9 protein-coding genes, 1 pseudogene and 1 other annotated feature are annotated in these 15152 nt (G+C 57.7%); of the genes and pseudogenes, 8 read left to right on the plus strand and 2 right to left on the minus strand.

The window, feature by feature from the left end:
• Positions 1–299 precede the first annotated feature (299 nt).
• The 4 genes from J2J98_RS30495 (at position 300) to glnA (ending at position 8569) form a co-directional block, all read left to right on the plus strand.
• A complete protein-coding gene (locus J2J98_RS30495) occupies positions 300–419 on the plus strand; it encodes a LuxR C-terminal-related transcriptional regulator (protein WP_168333689.1) in 120 nt (39 codons plus the stop codon).
• A 104-nt stretch (positions 420–523) separates the two neighbouring features.
• Positions 524–1759, plus strand: coding sequence for an ATP-grasp domain-containing protein (locus J2J98_RS26145; RefSeq protein WP_168302156.1), 1236 nt, complete (start codon positions 524–526; stop codon positions 1757–1759).
• Between the two features lie 516 nt (positions 1760–2275).
• Positions 2276–6934, plus strand: coding sequence for a glutamate synthase large subunit (gltB, locus tag J2J98_RS26150; RefSeq protein WP_246569469.1), 4659 nt, complete (start codon positions 2276–2278; stop codon positions 6932–6934).
• 231 nt (positions 6935–7165) lie between these two features.
• Positions 7166–8569: a type I glutamate--ammonia ligase gene (glnA, locus tag J2J98_RS26155; RefSeq protein WP_168302155.1), complete on the plus strand. Its 1404-nt coding sequence runs from the start codon at positions 7166–7168 to the stop codon at positions 8567–8569.
• A gap of 54 nt (positions 8570–8623) precedes the next feature.
• Here the strand turns inward: glnA and J2J98_RS26160 are convergent.
• Positions 8624–9852, minus strand: a protein-coding gene (locus J2J98_RS26160; protein WP_207600998.1) for an IS3 family transposase whose coding sequence is annotated in 2 segments (ribosomal slippage) — positions 8624–9558 and positions 9558–9852 — 1230 coding nt in all. Because the reading frame shifts where the segments join, the coding sequence is not laid out codon by codon here.
• Positions 9455–9571, minus strand: a sequence feature (AL1L pseudoknot). Its footprint overlaps the gene before it by 117 nt.
• 124 nt (positions 9853–9976) lie before the next feature.
• On the opposite strand from J2J98_RS26160, the gene trxA reads away from it, so the two are divergent.
• Positions 9977–10321: a thioredoxin gene (trxA, locus tag J2J98_RS26165; RefSeq protein WP_168302154.1), complete on the plus strand. Its 345-nt coding sequence runs from the start codon at positions 9977–9979 to the stop codon at positions 10319–10321.
• On the opposite strand, the gene J2J98_RS26170 is transcribed toward trxA, so the two are convergent.
• Positions 10306–11525, minus strand: a protein-coding gene (locus tag J2J98_RS26170; protein ID WP_207603909.1) for an IS3 family transposase whose coding sequence is annotated in 2 segments (ribosomal slippage) — positions 10306–11186 and positions 11186–11525 — 1221 coding nt in all. Because the reading frame shifts where the segments join, the coding sequence is not laid out codon by codon here. The two genes, trxA and J2J98_RS26170, sit on opposite strands and share 16 nt — an antisense overlap.
• Positions 11526–11916: 391 nt before the next feature.
• Between J2J98_RS26170 and J2J98_RS26175 the strand changes: the two genes are divergently transcribed.
• The 3 genes and pseudogenes from J2J98_RS26175 (at position 11917) to J2J98_RS26185 (ending at position 15143) form a co-directional block, all read left to right on the plus strand.
• On the plus strand, positions 11917–13167 hold the full coding sequence (locus J2J98_RS26175; RefSeq protein ID WP_207603968.1) for a D-amino acid dehydrogenase: 1251 nt from the start codon (positions 11917–11919) through the stop codon (positions 13165–13167).
• A 33-nt stretch (positions 13168–13200) separates the two neighbouring features.
• Entirely contained in the window at positions 13201–13581 is a 381-nt protein-coding gene (locus J2J98_RS26180; protein ID WP_168302153.1) for a RidA family protein, read from the plus strand.
• A 116-nt stretch (positions 13582–13697) separates the two neighbouring features.
• A pseudogene (locus J2J98_RS26185) lies at positions 13698–15143 on the plus strand (NAD-dependent succinate-semialdehyde dehydrogenase).
• The last annotated feature ends 9 nt before the right edge of the window (positions 15144–15152 follow it).

Here is a 15152-nt window from a genome sequence, read left to right on the forward strand (position 1 = left end):
CCTGTAGAGTTTGTCTACTTCAAAACACAACGCTGTTGGCCTGCCTCCATGCTTTTATGCCCTAAACAGTTGATAAATAAATGGCAATTTCGTCTGAGGCGCGTTCGACGCTGTTGGCACGATATTCGCAACGAAAGAAGCGGCGACGTCAACAGGCACTTCTGTGGCGTCCTTCAATCGGTGGAACGAATCGATATGGATAAGGGTGGCATAGAGTGTGTTCCTAGCCTCTCTGCACGCGAGAAAGAATCTCTCCTGTGGATAGCGCAGGGAAGACATCGTGGGAAACGGCGGTGATCATGGGGACTTCTGAAAATACGGTCGCTTTTCATGTGAAGAACTGCCTACGAAAACTGGATGTTCGAACTAGAACGGCCGCCGTCGCGACGGCAACGCGATTCGGACTCCTGGAGCTATAGCGAGCACTACTTTTGCATGGCCTGGCACGTTCCTACCTCGTAGGCTTCGATACTCGCCAGAGCCTGTACATAGGGTGCAATCGAAACCGTGGAGGTCAACGCCATTGGCCAAAAGAGCGCTTATTCTGGTTGAGGGCCATAGAACTATTGGCCATCTGTACGTGAAAGAAGCCCGGCGTTTGGGTCTTTACCCAATCACGCTTTCTGCTGACCCAACTCAGTATGCCTATCTCGAGGCGGAAGGCACTGAGGTCATCCCAGTCGCCACAGACAATGTCCAGGCTCTGCTTCATGAATGTTCACTACTGCGTTCAACCCATGAAATCGCTGGCATAACGGGCTTCTCGGGACTTGACGAGTCGATTTATGTGACAGTCAGCGAACTCTGCCGGCATTTCCGTCTGCCGGGGCCGGACCCTGCTTCGATCGATCGATGCAACGACAAATTCAATCAACGTCAGTTGCTCAAAAAGGCAGGCATTCCAATGCCCGCTTATCGCTTAGCAATGGATGCAAAGGAGGTAGAATACGCAGCCGCAGAGATCGGCCTACCTGTAGTTCTAAAGCCTGCTGAAGGAAGCGGCAGCAGTGGCGTTCGATTGTGCCGCGATGTCGCCGAATTGGCCGCTCATACGAGCTATCTGCTGGGCGGGGAACACACATGGCGGTCCACGCCGAGGATACTAGTCGAGGAATTCGCAAGGGGAACTTTTTTCAGTGCTAACTTAATGGGGAGCGAAGTCGTAGCAATCGGTGCTTCAGAATTCGGCCCTCCACCGAACTTCGTCTTCCATGAGACTGTCTTTCCGGCCCCTATGACTGATGAGGAATTTAATCGCGTGGTCGATCTGTCCCTGCGCTGTTTGGAAGGTCTCGGGCTTGGCTGGGGACCGACAAACGTTGAATTCCGATGGACAAAGCAGGGGCCCGTGGTGATTGAAGTCAATCCGCGTCTTGCCGGTGGCGCCAGTCCTCGGCTGGTTCAGCTCTCTTGCGGTACCGACCTCATACGCGAGCATATAAAGGTTGTTATCGGTCAGGAATGGGATTTGCGCAGCAGGCATTCGTGCACTGCAATTGTACGGCATCTAGTTCCCGTTAGCGATGGTACCTTAGATTGGATTAGGGGCGGCGCCCGGGCGGCTTCTATCCAGGGTGTAGCCGATGTGAAGTTCCATGTAAAACCTAACGCCCGGATCATCAGGAGAGGCGATTATACAGATACTCTTGGACATGTCATCGCCGCGTCACCCAACCTCGCTTTGACGCAGGAGATCCTCCAGCGGGCCGTTGACGAAGTCACTTGGTCAATCACACCATTTCGAACAGACGTCGAATAGGGGGGCTCCTCCCGCCAGCGGCTGATGCGGGAGGAACTTGTATTGATGTGACTCATAACAGAGGGACTCGTTGATGACGCTGTCGTTAATCACCATCACGGAAGCTAAAGCATACGAACGGTGCCGGTTCCCCCATTTCCCTACTCGGCCACCCTGGCTGCGCGGCACCTCAAACTCCGCCGCTTGTGCGAGGGAACGTTTAATGGGTGCGAGCCATCTCGACTGCATGTGGCAACGCTTGGCCGGCGGCAAGGCTCTTAGCCGTATTGGCACTTTTGTGGGCCACAAGCGGATGCGTCCCTACCCAATCCTGTAGGTTTCGGCCTGCACTCGAGATTGATATTGCTGAATTTAGGAAAGTAGATTTGCGTCGACAGCGCCAGCCGGCGCTGCACCGTCAAATCAATAATGTTGACCTTGCTGAAGCGTGTCGTCAGTCCGTCGACGGGAGATTGCCGCTGATATTCCTCGCCAACATCGCTGGTGGGGAAGAGGAGCAGAAGAGGGACCAAGTCAATGCCAACGTTGAGCTCAAGTCCGACAGCCAAGAAGATTGCTGCCAATGCGATCAAGCCTCGTGCCCAAGGCCTCTACGCTCTACGCAACGAGCGTGATGCCTGCGGCTTCGGCTTCGTCGCGAATATAAAGGGCGAGAGGTCGCACCAGAACGTCATGGATGGTCTGGGTATGCTCAAGAGACTGATGCATCGGGGGGCTGTCGGTGCCGATCCGCTGGTGGGTGACGGTGCCGGGATCCTGGTGCAGATTCCCGACCGATTCTTCCGCGAAGAGATGGCCGAGAAGGGCATCACTCTGCCGCCGGTCGGCGAATATGGCGTCGGCCATATCTTCATGCCGCGCGATGAAAAGCAGATCGAGCACCTCAAGAAGGTGATCAAGGACGTGATCACCAAGGAAGGTCAGGTGTTCATCGGCTTTCGTGACGTGCCGGTCGATAATTCCTCGCTCTCCAAGGCGCCGGCCATTGCCGCGACCGAGCCGCATCATGTGCAGGTCTTCATCGGGGCCGGTGAGGATGCCGAAAACAACGACGAGTTCGAGCGCCGGCTGTTCAAGCTGAGCAAGGTAATCTCCCACGGCATCAATGACGAGTGCGACGGCAAGGAGAGCAATTTCTATCTGGTATCGTTGTCGTCGGCGACGGTGGTCTACAAGGGCATGTTCCTGGCCGATCAAGTCGATGCCTATTACAAGGACCTGTCTGATCCGCGCTTCGAAAGCGCGGTCGCCCTGGTGCACCAGCGCTTCTCGACCAACAGCTTACCGTCGTGGAAGCTTGCGCATCCCTACAGCATGGTCGCCCATAACGGCGAGATCAACACGCTGAGCGGCAACGTCAACTGGATGGCGGCGCGCCGCCAGGCCTCGGTCTCCTCGCCGCTGTTCGGCGAGGATATCTCCAAGCTCTGGCCGATCTTCGAAGAGGGGCAGTCCGACACCGCCTCTCTCAACGACACACTCGAATTCCTGGTGCGCGGCGGCTATCCGCTAGCGCATGCGATGATGATGCTTATCCCGGAACCCTGGGCCGGCAACCAGTCGATGGCCGCCGAACGCAAGGCCTTCTACGAATATCATGCGGCGCTGATGGAACCATGGGACGGACCGACTGCCATCGCCTTCACCGACGGCAAGCAGATCGGCGCCATGCTCGACCGCAACGGCCTGCGGCCGGCGCGCTACCTCGTCACCGATGACGACCGCGTCATCTTGGCGTCCGAAGCCGGCGTGCTGCCGGTTCCGGAGGAGAAGATCATCCAGAAGGGGCGCCTGCAGCCGGGCAAGATGCTGCTGATCGACATGGTAGAACGCCGCATCATCTCCGACGACGAGGTGAAGTCGCAGCTCGCGACGGCGCATCCTTATCGCAGCTGGCTCGGCCGCACCCAGCTGATCCTCGAAGACCTGAAGCCGGTGGAGCCGCGGACGCTGCGCCGCGACGTGTCGCTGCTCGACCGCCAGCGGGCCTTTGGCTACACGCTCGAGGACCTGGCGATGGTCTTGAAGCCAATGGTCATTGACGGCGAAGAGGCTCTCGGTTCGATGGGCATGGATACGCCAATCTCGGCGATGTCGGAAAAGCCGAAGCTGCTCTACACCTATTTCAAGCAGAGATTCGCGCAAGTGACCAACCCGCCGATCGACCCGATCCGCGAGGAACTGGTGATGAGCCTAGATTCCTTCGTCGGGCCGCGGCCGAACATTCTCGACCATGAGAGGGCGGCGAACGCCAAGTGGCTCAAGGTTCGCCAACCGATCCTGACCAATGGCGATCTCGAAAAAATCCGTTCGACCGACCGTTTCGACACCAAGACGGTCGATTTCACCTATGATATCGAGTGTGGTGCCGAAGGTATGCCCGAAATGCTCGACCGGCTCTGCGAGTGCGCGGAAGCCGCCGTCAAGGGGGGCTGCAACATCATCGTGCTCTCCGACCGCCAGATTGGCCCGGACCGGATCGCCATTCCCGCATTGCTCGCCACAGCTGCCGTGCATCACCATCTGATCCGCAAGGGGCTGCGCACCTCGGTCGGTCTCATCGTCGAGACCGGAGACTCGCGCGAGATCCATTATTTCTGCCTGCTCGCCGGCTACGGCGCCGAGGCGATCAACCCCTATCTTGCCTTCGACACGCTGCTCGACATGCATGCCAAGGGTGAGTTCCCGAAGGAAGTGGATGCCTCCAAGGTCGTCTACCGCTACATCAAGGCGGTCGGCAAAGGCATCCTCAAGGTCATGTCGAAGATGGGTATTTCGACCTACCAGTCCTATTGCGGCGCGCAGATCTTCGATGCGGTCGGCCTGTCGTCGGAACTGATCGACGAGTATTTCTTCGGCACCGTGACGAGGATCGAAGGCGTCGGCCTCGAAGCGATCGCCGCAGAAACCGTCGCCCGCCATAATGCGGCCTTCGGCACTAATCCGCTGCTGGCGACGACGCTCGATATCGGCGGCGAATATGCCCAAAAAATAGGCGGGGAAAGCCATGCCTGGACGCAGGATGCGGCCGTCGTCCTCAAGAATGCCGCGCGCGGCAATGACGAGGACCTTTACCAGGAATTCGCCGAGATGGTGAACAACTCGGCGCTGCGCATGAACACGATCCGCGGTCTCTTCAAGATGAAGAGCGCCGAGGCGATCGGCCGCAAACCGGTGTCGATCGACGAGGTCGAGCCGGCGTCGAATATCGTCAAGCGTTTCTCGACGGGGGCGATGTCCTTCGGCTCGATTTCCAGGGAGGCGCATACGACGCTGGCGATCGCCATGAACCGGATCGGCGGCAAGTCCAACACCGGCGAGGGCGGCGAGGAATCCGACCGCTATATGCCGCTCTCCGACGGTTCGATGAACCCGGAACGATCGGCGATCAAGCAGATCGCCTCGGGCCGCTTCGGCGTCACCACCGAATATCTCGTTAATGCCGATGTGCTGCAGATCAAGGTGGCGCAAGGCGCCAAGCCGGGCGAAGGCGGCCAGTTGCCCGGAGACAAGGTGGATGCGACCATTGCCAAGACCCGCCATTCGAAGCAGGGTGTCGGCTTGATCTCGCCGCCGCCGCACCACGACATCTATTCGATCGAAGATCTAGCCCAGCTGATCTACGATCTGAAGAACGTCAACCCGACTGCCGATGTTTCGGTCAAGCTGGTCTCGGAAGTCGGCGTCGGCACGGTTGCTGCTGGCGTCGCCAAGGCGCGCGCCGACCACATTACTCTTTCGGGCTCCGACGGCGGTACGGGTGCTTCGTCGCTGACTTCGCTCAAACATGCCGGCAGCCCCTGGGAAATCGGCCTTGCCGAGACCCAGCAGAAGCTGGTGCTGAACGGATTGCGTTCGCGCGTCGCCCTGCAGGTGGACGGCGGCCTGAAGACCGGCCGCGACGTCATCATCGGGGCGCTGCTTGGAGCCGACGAGTTCGGCTTTGCCACCGCACCGCTGATTGCCGCTGGCTGCACCATGTGTCGCAAGTGCCATCTCAACACCTGTCCGGTGGGCCTGGCGACCCAGGACCCGGTGCGGCGCAAGCGCTTCAAGGGTACGCCGGAACACGTCATCAACTACTTCTTCTTCGTTGCCAATGAAGTGCGCGAAATCCTCGCCTCGCTGGGGTTCACTCGGCTTGACCAGATCATCGGCGCCTCGGAGCTGCTGGAGAAGGACGAGATGCTGGCGCACTGGAAGGCAAAGGGTCTCGACTTCAGCCGTATCTTCCACAAGGTCGACGCTCCCAAGGAAGAGACCTTGTGGACGAGCCGGCAGCAACACCCGATCGACGATATTCTCGACCGCGTGCTGATCGAGCAGGCTCAGCCGGCACTGACGGCCAAGACGCCCGTCGCGTTCGAAGTCGACATCAAGAACGTCAACCGGTCTGTGGGCGCGATGCTTTCCGGCGAGGTCGCCAAGCGTTATCGCCATTGCGGATTGAAGGAAGACACGATCAACGTGACACTTCGCGGCACGGCGGGCCAGAGCTTTGGCGCCTTCCTGGCGCACGGTGTCACCTTCAACCTGATCGGCGATGGCAACGACTATGTCGGCAAGGGGCTTTCGGGCGGCAAGATCATCATCCGGCCGCCAGAGAATTCGCGGATCGTCGCCGAAAACTCGATCATTGTAGGCAACACCGTGCTTTACGGCGCGACCGAGGGCGAGTGCTATTTCCGCGGCGTGGCGGGCGAACGGTTCGCCGTGCGCAATTCCGGTGCGATCGCCATCGTCGAAGGTGTCGGCGACCATGGCTGCGAATACATGACCGGCGGCGTCGTCGTCGTGCTCGGCGCCACGGGCCGCAATTTCGCGGCCGGCATGTCCGGCGGTGTCGCCTACGTGCTCGATGAGACCGGCGATTTCGCCAGCCGCTGCAACATGGCGATGGTCGAACTCGAGCCGGTGCCCGAGGAGGATGACATGCTGGAGAAGCTGCATCATCACGGCGGCGATCTCATGCACAAGCGACGCGTCGACGTCTCAGGCGACATGACCCGCTACGACGAGGAGCGCCTCTACCAGCTGATTTCCAACCATCTGCACTATACCGGCTCGGCCCGCGCCACTGAGATACTCGACAACTGGGCCGACTACCGTCCGAAGTTCCGAAAGTGCATTCCGCGAGGCCAAGGTCGCTTGCTGGTGAAGAGGAAAAACGAGTGAATGGAACTGGCAGCGACAAAATCGTTTGGTTTTGTCCGACAATGTCGGCCAAAAATATTGCCACAGAAATGTTATCTGCCTGTTTTATAACAGTTTTCGGTTTGGCATCGAACTTGCGAAATTGATTGGCACACGGCAACAGGAGAAATCGCCCTGACATTGAGCCTATTGAAAATGCTCCCGCTCCAACGGGTTGAGCTGACTTCTGATCAACGCGGCGAAGGACCAAACATGGATCCCCTAAAAAGACTACTCAAGCTTATCAAAGACAACGACGTCCAAGAAATCTACTTCCGCGTCACCGACATGGACGGCAACGTGAAACACATGACACACGACGTCAAAGTAATTGACTCGGACGCAATGACTGAAGGTTTCGACGGTTCGTCCTTTCCCGGCTGGAAAGAGATCAACGAGTCCGACATGGTCCTCATTCCAGATCTCACGACCGCCCAGATGGACCCGTTCCTTTCGGTGCCCACGCTGACGATCATCTGCAACGTTTTCGAACCTGTCACGGGTGAGCGCTACAACCGCGACCCACGCGGTATAGCCGAAAGGGCTGAGACTTACTCGCGGTCGACTGGAATTGCCGACACGGTGTATGTGGGTGCCGAGCCGGAATTCTTCGTCTTCGACGACGTCAAGTACCAGACCGACCCCTACAACACCGGCTTCAAGCTCGATTCCGTAGAGCTGCCGATCAACGGTGATAAGTCTTACGAAGAAGGTAATCTCGGCCACCGCATCCAAACCAAGGCCGGCTATATGTCAACGCCGCCCCAGGATTCTGGTCAAGAAATGCGCAGCGACATGTCAGCACACATAAGAGCGATGGGCGTGACAGTGGAAAAGCACCATCACGAAGTGGCTCCTGCCCAGCACGAGATCAGCACGAAGTTCAACACCCTCGTTCGCAGCGCCGACGAGGTGCAGATCTTCAAATACTGCGTCCGCAATGTCGCTGATCGTTACGGCAAGACGGCGACATTCATGCCGAAGCCGGTCATTGGCGTGAATGGCTCGGGCATGCACGTGCACATGTCGTTGTGGAATGGTGACAAGCCGACCTTTGCCGGCGACGAATATGCCGGTCTCTCCGAGAGCTGCCTCTACTACATCGGCGGCATCATCAAACATGCCAAGGCAATCAATGCCTTCACCAACCCGTCGACAAATTCCTACAAGCGTCTTGTCCCGGGTTACGAAGCACCTGTGTTGCTTGCCTATTCGGCCCGCAATCGCTCGGCCGCGTGCCGCATTCCGTTCGGCTCCAACCCGAAGGCAAAGCGTGTGGAAGTCCGCTTCCCGGATCCTGCCGCCAACCCCTATCTCGCCTTCGCGGCCATCCAGATGGCCGGCCTCGATGGTATCCTGAACAAGATCGATCCCGGCCCAGCGATCGACAAAGACCTCTACGAACTGCCGCAGTGCGAAAAGGCAAAAATTCCAACCGTCTGCGGATCGCTGTCCGAGGCTCTTGAGAGTCTCAGCAACGACCGCGCCTTCCTCACGGCCGGTGGTGTCTTCGACGACGATTTCATCGACAACTATATCAAGATGAAAATGGACGAGGTCACTCTCTTAGAGACAACCCCGAACCCGGTTGAGTTCCAGATGTACTACTCCGTCTAACGTCAGAAAGGAGCGTGAACCGCGCCGGGTTTGCCGGAGGCTATTGCGTTTAAGTTATGCGGCCATGGCTGGTTCGTCTAGCATGGCGTAATATTGCTCTTCAGCTTCGGCTGGCGGCATGTTTCCGATGGGTTCCAGAAGCCTTCGATGGTTGAACCAGTCGACCCATTCCAGTGTGGCGAACTCCACCGCTTCGAAGCTCCGCCATGGTCCGCGCCGATGGATGACCTCGGCCTTGTAGAGACCGTTGATCGTTTCGGCGAGCGCATTGTCGTAGCTGTCGCCCACACTTCCGACGGAAGGCTCGATCCCTGCCTCCGCCAGCCGCTCCGAATACCTGATCGACACGTATTGAACGCCCCTGTCCGAGTGATGCACGAGGCCGCCGCCATGAACGGGACGCCGATCATGAAGTGCCTGTTCGAGAGCATCGAGGACAAACCCGGCATGTGCCGTTCGGCTTACGCGCCAACCGACGATGCGCCGAGCGAAAGCGTCGATCACGAAGGCCACGTAAACGAAGCCTTGCCAGGTAGCGACATAGGTGAAATCTGAAACCCACAGCCTGTTGGGCGCAGGAGCCTTGAACTGTCGGTTCACGCGGTCCAGTGGGCTCGGAGCCGTTCTGTCGGGGAACGTCGTGCGGATCGGCTTTCCCCGAATGATACCTTGCAGGCTCATCGACCTCATAAGCCGAGTGACGGTGCAGCGGGCGACATCGAAGCCTTCTCGCTTCAACTGCCGCCAGACCTTCCGAACGCCATAGACGCGGTAGTTCTGCTCGAAGACACGACGTATCTCGATCTTCAGGCTTATATCCCTGCGGGCGCGGATCGATAGACGATCCACATCCACACGCTTGGCCACGTTCTCGTAGTAGGTTGATGGGGCAATCGGCAGCAGCCTGCAGATCGGCTCGACCCCGAACACTGCGCGGTGTTCGTCGATGAACGAGATCATCGCTTCAATGGGCGGTCGAGCTCCGCCATCGCGAAATATGCTGACGCCTTGCGCAAAATCTCGTTGGCCTGCCGAAGCTCACGGTTCTCTCGCTCCAGCGCCTTCATCCTCTCGGCGACGTCGCTTGGGAGCCCAGGCCGGGAACCATTGTCCACTTCGGCCTTCTTCACCCACTCATTGAGCGTCTGCGCAGTGCAGCCGATCTTGGCGGCGATTGAGGACACCGCCGCCCATCGCGAGGAATGCTCGCCTTCGTGATCCAAAACCATCCGCACGGCTCGGGCGCGGACTTCCGGTGAAAACTTGTTCGTTGTCTTGCTCATATCGGCTCCACTTTCTCAGAAGTTGGAGCCTCCGGCAAACCCGGCGCGGTTCAGCGTAACATTCGGCGACTCATCAGATTGAGATTACACAATCACATGACAACCTAATTTAATGGAGCTGCCCATGTTCGTCTCAAAAGTTGATAAAAAGAACTTTCAGTCAGAAGTTCTGGAATCCGAAAAACCTGTTCTGGTCGATTTCTGGGGCGATAGGTGCCCCCCCTGCAAGATAATCGCTCGCGTTCTCGAAGAACTCGCCGTCGAGCTCGAAGGAAAGGTCAAATTCGCCAAGCTGAATGTCATTCAGAACCAAGAACTCGCCGCTCAGTTGGGTGTGAGGGTTATTCCGACCCTTTGGATCTTCAAGCACGGCGAGGTTGCCGATAAGCTGGTCGGTGCAAGACAGAAGTCCGATATTTCTAACTGGAGTTGCCCCTTAAAAACCGGACAGGATCAGGTTTCTGTTTGACGGTTTAAGAACTCACGAGGCGAGCGATACCCCAATGCCTTATGCGGGTGAAGGGTATTGTAGTGTTCGAACCATGAGGGCAGTTGCGCGATGACGGTTATAGCGTCCGGTAAGGGGTTCACCGAGACGTAATCGCGCTTAAAGGTTTTGACGAAGGCCTCGGCCATTCCGTTGGACTGAGGGCTGCGAACGGGCGTTGAACACGGCTCCATGCCGATATCGATGAGCAGCGATCTGGTGTCCTTTGCGATGAAGCAGGAGCCGTTGTCAGTCAGCCATTCGATTGGCTTTGGAAGGGTGTTGATGAGACCGAAGCGGTTCTCAACGGCGGTGATGACAAGGTCCTGGACGTCCTCGCTCTTAATGCCCTCGGTTGTCGCGACATGGGCAATGGCCTCGCGATCACAGCAGTCGAGAGCGAAGGCAACGCGGACCTTCTCCTTGTTGTCGCAGCCGATTTCGAAGCCGTCTGAACACCAACGCAGATTGGATTGCTCGACGGCGACGCGGCCATCGTGGCGACGGGTGTCAATTGCACCGGTGTGGCGCTGAAGAAGCATGCCGTGAACCTTCATCACCCGGTAGACGCGTTTGGCATTTGGCCATGTGCGGTTTTCGCTGCGGGCTTTACGGCAAAGGATCGCGTGAACCCGCCGATATCCGTAGGTCGGCATGTCGTCGATGATCGTCTTGATCTCATCCAGCAGTTCCTGATCGGCGAGCGGCGGCCGCCCTCGGGATTTTGAAGGGCGTTGCTTCACACGTTCGGCGATGTTGGATCGGGCGACACCCAGGGTTTCGCACACCGCCGTCATCGCGAACCGTCCTTCGGCAACGAGAGCGAGCGCAACAGGTGTTTTTTTGACCCTGATGCTATCTCAAGCGCTTCCTTGAGGATTTCGCCTTCCATCGTCTTTTTGCCGAGGAGGCGCTGCAGCTCTTTCACCTGGTTTTGAAGTGCCCTGTATTCGGATGCCGGGACGACCTCTTCCTGTGATGCCGTCGCCGTCAGCGCACCCTGCGCCGCTAGTTTGCGCCAGGCGAACAACTGGTTCGGCTGAATGCCATGCCGTCGGGCAACGATGCTGACCGTGACGTCAGGCTCGTAGGTCTCCTGGACTATCGCGAGCTTTTCCGCTGTCGACCAGCGACGGCGGCGCTCCGGGCCGGACAGCACTTCTATCTTAGGTATGTGACTGGTCATAATGGGCACATTACTCCTAACACTTAACAAGTGGGAGATCGTGTCCGGGGATTTAGGGGGCCACTACACTAACTGGATTCTGAACGCCGTCTGAGGTGAGTGATATCGACCAACTGCTATGAGAAAAGGGGCGGGGCGACCGGTCGTTTTTTATTGCGATCGCCATTTCGAAGGTGCCATTGTCGGCTAGCTGTAGGCTTTGAGGTTGTCCATCCTGAGTGAATATTAGGAGACTGGAGTTGCTACACCTCGATTTTCCAGGATCACTCCGAATGAACATCTGGACAATGACAGACAGACACGGCTGCATCGAGAGGAAATGGCTCTGGCCGTTGCCTCGGCGACCGCTACCATAGACGGCATCGTTAGGGGTTCATCCATTGAGGACATTATGAGGGTCATCGTTCTAGGCGCCGGTATTGTTGGCGTCACCTCCGCATATCAGCTCGCAAAAGACGGTCACACAGTCACCGTTGTCGACCGGCAGAAAGGTCCGGGACTTGAGACAAGCTTTGCTAATGCAGGCGAAGTCTCGTTCGGATATTGCTCACCTTGGGCAGCGCCAGGAATTCCGATGAAGGCTTTGAAATGGCTGTTCATGGAACATGCGCTGCTGATCCTGCGGCCAAAGATCGATGGCGCCATACTGTCATGGCTCGTAAAGATGCTCGCAAACTGCACTACCGAGCGCTATGCTATCAACAAGAGCCGCATGCTGCGTCTGGCTGACTACAGTCGTATCTCCCTTGCTGCCCTGCGCAACGAGACTGCCATCGAATACGACCAACGTATGCAGGGCACGCTACAGCTCTTCCGCACGCAGGCACAGCTCGATGCCTCCGCCAAGGACGTCAAGGCGCTTGCAGCCGACGGCATTCCCTACGAGGTACTCGATCGTGACGGGTGCGTTCGCACTGAGCCGGCGCTCGCGCATGTCCGCGATAAGATCACCGGCGGTCTGCTGACGCCAAAGGACGAAACTGGCGACTGCTTCAAGTTCACCGATGCGCTTGCTAACGAGGCCGAGCAGCTCGGCGTCCGGTTTTCCTGGAGTACGGAGATTAACGGCTTGGATGTCGAGGCCGGTCGTGTGCGTGGCGTTGTGACGAAATCGGGATCCCTGCCGGCAGATGCGGTTGTTGTGCCACTTGGCAGCTACTCTCCGTTGCTACTCAAGCGCCACGGAATCAAGCTCCCAGTTCAACCGGTCAAGGGCTACTCACTGACTATCCCTATCACTGACTCCTCGCGGGCGCCGGAATCGACGATCATGGACGAAACTTATAAGATCGCGATCACGCGTCTTGGCGACCGTATCCGCGTGGGGGGCATGGCAGAAATCTCCGGCTATTCGAACGACCTCGGCCTAGCCCGCCGGAGCACCCTCGAGCATTCCGTCATGGATCTTTTTCCCGGTGGTGATGCAAAAGAGGCTACATTCTGGTCGGGTCTTCGCCCGATGACGCCGGATGGAACGCCGGTGATTGGTCCCACCAAGATCGCGGGCCTCTTCCTCAACACCGGACACGGCACACTCGGCTGGACGATGAGTTCTGGCTCGGCCCGCGTCATCGCTGATCTCGTGTCCGGACGGAAGCCCGAAATCGATGCAACTGACCTGGCGATTTGCCGGTACGCCTAAACCACAGTCACAAACCTCATGGAGGATGAAACTTTGATCGAACAAATTTCCACGACCAACGCTCCTGGAGCAGTTGGCCCATATTCACAAGCAATCAAGGTAGGCGATCTGCTCTTCGTTTCGGGCCAACTGCCAATTGATCCGGCCACAGGCGAATTCAATTCCGCAAACGCCGTAGAGCAGGCCGAGCAGTGCCTGAGAAACCTTCAGGCAATCGGGAGGGCCGCCGGTACTGAACTGTCGAAGACAGTGAAGACGACTGTGTTGCTCACCGACCTTGGTGACTTCGCTGACGTCAATCGCATTTACGCGAGCTTCTTCTCACCCCCCTTTCCCGCTCGCGCATGCTACGAGGTAAAGGCCCTTCCGAAAGGCGCGAAGGTCGAGATCGAAGCTGTCATTTCCCTCATTTGATCGAATGCGACAGCCAAGGCACGAACCGGAGCCATGATCGTCATCGCTCCGGTTTTGCTGTTCCGCACGAACGGACATACACAAGATCGGGTGCATACCCGGGAGGAGGAAGAGCAATGACCCTAACGACGGCATTGACGCGCTACCTGAAACGACCGGAGCTATTCCGTGATCTTGCCAATGACCTTGGTTCCTCGTCCGCCGATCTACGCAAGAGATTCCCGGTGCTCAACCCTTCCACCGGAGAATTGCTGGCCGAAGTACCGGACATGAGTGCCGATGATGCTCGGCTCGCCATTGAAAGAGCTCATGCCGCGCAAGAAGCGTGGGCCGAGCTGACTGCTCGGGCACGATCGGATGTGTTGTGGAACTGGCACCAATTAATGATTGAGCATAGCGACGATCTCGGAGCTATCCTGACCGCGGAGATGGGAAAACCGCTGGCAGAGGCCAAATCGGAGATCTCGCATGCGGCGGCCTATGTGCAATGGTATGCCGAGGAAGCTAGTCGCATTTACGGCGAAACCATCCCGGGTCCGTCGATCGATCGCCGGATGCTGGTCATCAAGCAGCCGATCGGGGTGGTCGGCGCGATCACTCCCTGGAGCTTCCCAGCTTCGATGGTGACGCGCAAGATTTCGCCGGCGCTTGCAGCCGGTTGTACCGTCGTCCTCAAACCCGCTGAGCAGACGCCATTGATTGCTGCGGCTATGTTCAACTTGGCAAAGCTGGCTGGCATCCCCGACGGCGTGTTGAACCTGGTCTATGCGTCAGAAGGTGATGCGATTGGTCGCGAACTATGCGTCAACCCTAAGGTGCGTAAAATTAGTTTTACCGGTTCGACAGAGGTCGGCCGGTTGCTCATGCGCCAGTGCTCTGACCTAATTAAGCGAATCAGCTTCGAACTCGGCGGCAATGCCCCTTTTATTGTCTTCGATGACGCCGAGATCGATGCTGCGGTTGAGGGAGCGATCCAGTTGAGGGAGCGATCCAAGCGAAGTTTCGCAATGCTGGACAGACTTGCGTATCCGCCAATCGGATTTACGTTCAGTCGCGGGTCTATGCTGAATTTGTCGAGAAGTTCACTGAGCGCGTGCGGTTGCTTAAGGTCGGACGGATTTGATCCTGATGTGACGATTGGTCCATTGATCAACGGGAACGCGCTCGAAAAGATCGAATTACACATCGCCGATGTGGTGCAGAAAGGGGGCAAGGGTTCGCTGCGGCGGACGTCGGCTTGGAACTTCAGGAACATTCTTCGAACCGACTGTGGTTACGGACGTTGCGAAATCGACGCTTGGGGCGCACGACGAGACGTTTGGTCCGCTTGCACCTCTTTTCCGCTTCGAGGACTCCGACGACGTGATCCGCGAAGCCAACGACATCATTACGGCCTGGCGGCCTACTTCTACGCTTCCAACCTCAAGCGGGTCTGGCGCGTCGCTGAAGCGTTGGAATATGGCATGGTTGGCATCAACACGGGTCGTATGTCCTCGAAGGCTGCGCCATTTGGCGGTATCAAGCAATCCGGGATAGGACGCGAGGGGGTCGTGTCCATGTAGGTGGTGTAG

This window comes from Rhizobium bangladeshense (genome assembly GCF_017357245.1).
In the GTDB taxonomy this organism is placed as follows: Bacteria; Pseudomonadota; Alphaproteobacteria; order Rhizobiales; family Rhizobiaceae; genus Rhizobium; species Rhizobium bangladeshense.